The 6,614-nt window shown below is 46.9% G+C and carries 5 protein-coding genes and 2 pseudogenes; 2 read left to right on the forward strand and 5 right to left on the reverse strand.

Going from position 1 to position 6,614, the window contains the following annotated elements:
* A pseudogene (locus tag JF818_RS10960) lies at positions 1 to 358 on the reverse strand (radical SAM protein); the annotation flags it as partial.
* Between the two features lie 53 nt (positions 359 to 411).
* Positions 412 to 1,314 carry a DMT family transporter gene (locus tag JF818_RS10965; protein WP_198892052.1) on the reverse strand — a complete coding sequence of 301 codons (903 nt, stop codon included), beginning with the start codon at positions 1,312 to 1,314 and terminating at the stop codon, positions 412 to 414.
* Positions 1,315 to 1,391: 77 nt separating this feature from the next.
* On the opposite strand from JF818_RS10965, the gene JF818_RS10970 reads away from it, so the two are divergent.
* Positions 1,392 to 1,811, forward strand: coding sequence for a secondary thiamine-phosphate synthase enzyme YjbQ (locus JF818_RS10970; protein ID WP_198892053.1), 420 nt, complete (start codon positions 1,392 to 1,394; stop codon positions 1,809 to 1,811).
* A gap of 1 nt (position 1,812) precedes the next feature.
* Here JF818_RS10970 and JF818_RS10975 read toward each other — a convergent pair whose 3' ends face one another.
* Positions 1,813 to 3,006, reverse strand: a complete 1,194-nt coding sequence (locus JF818_RS10975; protein WP_198892054.1) for a pyridoxal phosphate-dependent aminotransferase — start codon at positions 3,004 to 3,006, stop codon at positions 1,813 to 1,815.
* A 92-nt stretch (positions 3,007 to 3,098) separates the two neighbouring features.
* Positions 3,099 to 4,403: a ribose-phosphate diphosphokinase gene (gene prs / locus JF818_RS10980; RefSeq protein ID WP_198892055.1), complete on the reverse strand. Its 1,305-nt coding sequence runs from the start codon at positions 4,401 to 4,403 to the stop codon at positions 3,099 to 3,101.
* Between the two features lie 137 nt (positions 4,404 to 4,540).
* Here prs and JF818_RS10985 point away from each other — a divergent pair, with 137 nt between their 5' ends.
* Positions 4,541 to 6,280: a Na/Pi cotransporter family protein gene (locus JF818_RS10985; RefSeq protein ID WP_198892056.1), complete on the forward strand. Its 1,740-nt coding sequence runs from the start codon at positions 4,541 to 4,543 to the stop codon at positions 6,278 to 6,280.
* A 72-nt stretch (positions 6,281 to 6,352) separates the two neighbouring features.
* Here the strand turns inward: JF818_RS10985 and JF818_RS10990 are convergent.
* A pseudogene (locus tag JF818_RS10990) lies at positions 6,353 to 6,614 on the reverse strand (argininosuccinate lyase); the annotation flags it as partial.

Consider the following 6,614-nt stretch of genomic DNA (forward strand, 5'->3'; position numbering starts at 1 on the left):
TCTCCATAGTCCCTCCTGCATCTCCCATGACAGCACTGGAGAGGAACAACCCAAGAAGTGGCCGTTTTGCCTGGAAATCATAAAAGAAGGAGGCCATCTCTGAAGGAGAGAGTGCTACAGGACGAAAGTCTTGCCCTGTTCTGAGTGGACAATACTTACAGTCGTTGGTACACCGATTACCCAACAAGGTCTTGAGAATTATGCCAGGTCCTCCACTTGCGGTTGTGGTAGGATAGAGCCATCCACTACCTTTGCTGTCCCGTTTACGGTGTTCGTCAGGGTTCTTTGTCCCGCAGGCACAGCTAAGATCATACTGGGCATCACGACTCAAGATATCCAATTTGCTTTGTGTATCCATACCCCGTCACCTCTAGAAAGAGGGTAACATCAGTATAGTAGTTTGACAAGTAGTTATCGTCTTCGATATTCACTTATCAAAAGTCCGGCCAAGGTAAAAGCGGTTCCAATTGCATCCATTGTAGTAAAGGTCTCCCCAAGCACCAAAGCGGCAAATACAATCGTTATGATCGGGCTCAAATAGAGGTAAAAGGAACTCTTGACCACACCAATGGTACGTAGACCATAATTCCAGGACACAAAACAGAATGCAGAAGCAATAAATCCAAGAAACAACAGATGATAGAGATAGGGAGCAGTCACCATTGCTTGAAAATCGAAAGGTTTCCCCTCTATAAGCAACACCACCACCTGGATGATGAGCGCATAGAAAAACATGTCTCTCGTAACAAGCAGATTCGAGTATCCCCTTCGTGCAACCAAACGTGTAAGCACGGTATAGAGACCCCACATCATAATTGCCACCAAAGCAAGAAAATCTCCAAAAGGGTTGATATCCAGAGTGGTCCCATCTCCGACAGTCAGCAAGATTATTCCTGCCATTGAGATTGCAAACCCAAGAAAATAGTTTTTCTTCAAGGAATCTTCTTTCAAGAAAAAATGCGTTGCCATAAGGGTAAAAAACGGTGCAGTTGCAACGATTACCCCTACATTACTCGCACTGGTATAGACCAGTGCAGTATTCTCCAGATAGTAGTAGAGGAAGATTCCCATCGTTCCAGCTGCTGCCACCAGTGCCCGGTCCTTGTGTGAGGAGTATCCCACGCTTCTGGGATTTATGAGAAATAAAAGAACCAACCCAAGCAGAGAGCGGACCATCAGGATTTGGGCAGGTGTAAAGGCAACCAAGAGCAGCTTGGTCGAAACAAAGGTAACAGCCCAAAAGGTCATGGTACTGATCACCGCAAGATGGCCCAATATACGAGCCTTCGGCAACACAACGATAGGTTCATCCATAATGGCTGGCAGTGTATCCTTAAAGCTTCAGCTCTGCAACTAATGGTGGTATACTAATTATGCAAGAGGAGGCGCCTATGATGACCTATCGAAAGGAACTCTGGTTTCACCTCAACAAACGACGAGGACTCGTCAATATCACTAATGCTGTACAGGAAGCAGTTGATGAGTGCGGAATTAGAGAAGGACTGGTCTTGGTCAATGCGATGAACATTACCAGTAGCGTGTTCATCAATTCCGTGGAAACGGGATTGCATGAAGATTTCGAGATCTGGCTAGAGAAATTGGCCCCCGAACTGCCCTACGAGCAGTACAAACACAACACAGACAAGGAACATAATGCAGATGGCCACCTCAAGCGATCCATCATGGGGCGAGAGGCGGTCATTGCAATTACAGGAGGAAAACTCGATTTTGGCTCTTGGGAAGAGATCTTCTACTATGATTTTGATGGCATGAGAGACAAGCATGTCCTCATCAAGATCATCGGAGAATAGATCACATCTGAGCGCGGTAGGCAGCAAGGCCTGCTTCAATGCAGGCGGCTGCTTTTGCCAGGTCATCGGTGTTGAGCACGTAGGCAATTCTAACCTGCCGGTGTCCCAACCCTTTGGTCACATAAAAATCCTCACAAGGGGCGACCATGACTGTCTCCCCATTCAAATTAAAGTCACGAAGCATGAATGTAGCAAATGACTCTGCATCATCCACTGGGAGTTCTGCCACAAGATAGAAAGCACCCTTCGGGTTGCTCACTTTCACCCCGTCAATCTTCTGCAATGCATTTACAATAAAATCCCTTCTCTTCTCATACTCAATCTTTACTTCACGAAGATAGGAGTCATCAGTACTTAACGCAGCAAGAGCAGCCACCTGTTCAATATCAGGAGGACACAAGCGAGCCTGGGAGAGCTTGAGAGCATTCTCCAAGACTTCCTTGTTCTTGCTGACCAAGGCACCGATTCGAGCTCCACACATGCTGTATCGTTTTGAGAAACTATCCACGCAGATGACCCGGTCACTGAACTCGTCAAAGGAAAGGACACTGGTGAACTCCTTTCCGTCATAACAGAACTCACGGTACACCTCATCGACAATCAGGAAAATGTCATGCTTCTTGCAGAGATTCAGAAGCTGTAACAGCTCATCCTTCGTATAGACATGTCCAGTAGGATTATTGGGGCTACACAGAAGAATTGCCCCAGTCTTCCTGGAAATCTTCTGTTCAAAGGCACTGATATCGGGAAGGGAAAACTCCTCCTCCATGTTGCTGGTAACGGGGACCAAGTCAACCATCGCAGAGTGGGCGAAGGAGGAGACATTGGTATAATACGGTTCAGGAATGATGATTTCATCATACGGATCACAAAGCGTCATGAATGCAAACTGAAGTGCTTCACTCCCACCGGTGGTGATGAGAATATCCTCTGCATCCACATTAAGACCATACTTTGCATAGTAGGCGGGGAGGGCCTCACGAAGTTCTTGCATCCCCTCACTATTTCCGTAGGCAATAATGCTTTGGTCATAGTTCTGAACTGCCTCAATAACCTGAGGAGGGGTCTTTATATCGGGTTGCCCGATATTCAGATGATACACCTTTATTCCCCTGTTCACTGCATCGCGAGCGTATGGGGAGAGACGACGAATGGGAGAACATTGGAAGGCAGAGATCCTATGTGACATGTGCATGGTAATAACTCCAGATGGTAAAATTAAAGTACAACTCACCCTCTGATGAACGATCAGATGGTGGGAGGTAGGTGTAACCCGGACAACAAGATCTACTTGCTCTCCGGGTTACTAGCGCTAGCTCCCGGTTTTGGCTCTTGCGCCTGCGCTTGAGCCTGAGCTTGTGTGTTATCGATAAGAATCTGGATGAATTTACGGTTGTCAAGCAGTGGGCTGATGGAACGACCATGATGCAAACGGCTGATAACACGAGCAAACAGCTCGGTTATATCAGCTTGCACATACCACTCTTTATCGAGCAGGTCACGCCCATGGAATACGGAGTTTGTGCCGATGATCCGATAGAAAATACCTTCCTTATAGGCCATGTCAAAATCTTCTACAGCTCCTGCATTGAAGAAAGGAAGACTTACCATACAGATGATCTTTTTCGCACCAAGGTTCATCAATTCACGCATTGCGATGATCATGGTTCCACCGGTTGCAAGCATATCATCGGCGATAAGTACAGTCTTGCCCTTTACATCTCCAAGCAGATTGATGCTCTTGATATTGGAGTGTTTAGCATCACGGCTTACAATCGAGTAATCGCGTTCCTTGTACAACATTGCCAATGGGCGGTGCAAGGCTTGAGCATAGAACTTGTTCCTGCTGATAGCCCCGGTATCGGGGGCAACCACCACGAGATCAGGATCACTGAAATCGATAATCTTGCGAAGCGCAATCAGTACCTGGTAAGAAGCATGCAAATTTTCAAGATGAAGCTTTGAGAAGCTGTTCTCAATCTCACGACTATGGATATCAAGGGTGATGATGCGCTCAACTCCCAACATCTCACACATGTGGCCAAACATGGCTGCGGTGAGAGCCTCACGCGCACCTTTCTTGTGTTGCCGTGAATAAGGATAGGTGGGGAGTACCAAGGTAACACTCTCAGCTCCTGCAAGTTGGAGTGCATTGATTGTGGTAAAGAGGAACATAAGATGGTCATTGACCGAAAGGCTTACCGGTTCATCAGAGCCAGCAACCTTAACAGGTTCCATGTTGGAAACATCGTAGACAATGAAGATTCTCAAACCCCTAACTGCATCAAGAATCTCAGCCTTCTCTTCCCCATTTGCAAACTTGGTATATTTCACCTTGATAGTGAAATCTGGACACTGGAACGTCGTCGGGCATTTGCTTCTTGGTATTCGCTTGTTGTTCAAGTCATCCATCAACGTGACGGTCTTGAGAATCTCATCCTCACGCATACCATGACGCTTAGCCAATGCACTGGACAGTTTTTCATACCGTTCCAGATAGAGACGACGGAGGTGTTTTACCACCTTTCCCGTAAAATATTCTGAACCTGGGCCCGAGATAATCCCAAGTTTATGGGGTTTGATGATGCTCATGGCTGAACCATACAACAACACTGCTGAAAGTTCAATCCATTATGAGATTGCAGCACCATCGCAAACAAACGATTTTCATCTAATCGATTGGGTTCTACTTTACCAACGAGACAAAAAATTGGTACGGTACCAATGATATGAATACCATTGTGATCTTTTTCCAAATTGTCGGCAGCTTGGGTCTTTTCCTCTTTGGAATAAAACTCCTTAGTGAAGGCCTCCAGAAGACTGCCGGTGACAAGATGAAGGCAGTCCTTAAACTCATGACCAAAAACCGGTTGGTATCCATCCTTACCGGTATACTTATTACCATTATCATCCAGAGTTCTTCCGCAACCACGGTCATGGTAGTAAGTTTTGTCAACGCAGGACTGATGGGGCTTACTCAAGCCATCGGAGTCATCCTCGGTGCAAACATCGGTACCACCTTTACCGGATGGTTGGTGGCACTGTTGGGATTCAAGCTTGACATTACTGTTCTGGCGCTCATTTCTATTGCATTTGCCGGTCCACTGATGTTCAGCAAGAAAGCACAGCAGCGTGACATTGCAGACGTTTTGCTAGGATTCGGAATTCTCTTCCTCGGCCTGAATTTCATGAGCCACTCAATCCCGGACATCACCGGTAATGTGGATGCACTGGCTTTCCTGTCTGCAATCAACAATGATACGCTTTGGATAAACCTTCTCTGTATTATCCTGGGAACTGTTATCACGATGGTAGTCCAGTCTTCCTCTGCAGCCATGGCAATGACCCTTACCATGGCATACAATGGCTGGCTTGGCGTTACTGCAGCGGCTGCCATGATTCTTGGCTCCAATATCGGAACAACCATCACCGCATACCTCGCTTCCATTGGAACAAGCACTACTGCAAAACGTGCTGCCTGGGCGCATATCATTTTCAACGTCTTTGGAAGTGTGATTTCCTTGATTCTATTCCACCCACTGTTGGCGTTTGTCAATTGGATTACCCCCGGCAACATCTATGCACTCTCCGGCACTGCCCTCAGCAGTCAGCTACCACTCTTCCTTGCCATGTTCCATACGGTATTCAATGTCATCAACACCGTAATTTTCTTCCCCTTCGTTAATCAATATGCCAGGTTTATAAAACGACTCGTGCCCGCAAAGGCTGAGTATGATGAAGGAACCTACCACTTTAAATATATCGGTGGTATCTTCATTGACAGCCCTGAAATCTACATGCTGGCAATCCGAGATGAAATCAAGAAGATGGCAAACCTAGCTTGTAATATGCTTACCCGCTATCGTGGTATGTTCAACAACCCAAGCGCAAACATGGAGAGTGATATCCAGGCAATGAAAAAGGACGAGGAGTATGCCGACCAGATGCAGGAACAACTTTCTGACTTCTGTGTACACCTTTTGCAGGACTCCCAAACTCCTACCAATGCATCTTCCCTCAACTGCCTTATCAGGGTCATGGATGAACTGGAGTCGGTAACCGACAGTTGCTTCAACCTGACGATGCTCAGCCAGAGACGATTTGCCCAAGGATGGGTCTTCGATGAGGAGACTGACAAGGACCTCAAGGCTTACCAGCAGATTGTTCAGGACTTCCTTGACTACATCCGTGACCGGATGGACAAGACCCTTACCAAAGCCGAGATGCAGATGGCCAATGAGTATGAGGAACAGATCAACAGCTACCGTAACCGGTTAAGCGAAACTGTCCAGGAACGACTGAGTGGAGGAAAGGCTGATGTACGCGTAGAGCTCTTGATCCTTGAGAAGATCAGGCACCTCGAGCATATCGGTGACTACTGCACCAATATTGCAGAAGCCTACCACCAGGCAGTGAAACATACTCCGATGCTGCAAAAACGCAGTGACAAGAGTGTCTCAAGCTTGTAAACATCTCTTTTAAAACCATGTGAAAAAAGGACCTTCAAGGTCCTTTTTTCTTGGTTACACTGTTTTGGTATCCTAGTACAGGACTGCCTCAACCCCTTCCAGTCCACTCAGCTCCTGATACGCTTTCTCAAAACTGGCAAGCACATCATCACATCCGCTTTTCATCAGGGAGACGAAGAGCTGGTCTTCATCCAGACCAAGATTACCCGTGGTTCCGATACTGCTTCTGTTCATGATGGTCTGCAGGGGGTCAGCCTTAGCGACCTGCTCAAGATGCAACCCTACATCCTTGTAGGTATCACGGAAGTTCTTTCCTTCAAGCACTCCCTGGAGG

It is taken from the genome of Sphaerochaeta sp. S2, from assembly GCF_016406725.1.
Taxonomy (GTDB): domain Bacteria; phylum Spirochaetota; class Spirochaetia; order Sphaerochaetales; family Sphaerochaetaceae; genus Sphaerochaeta.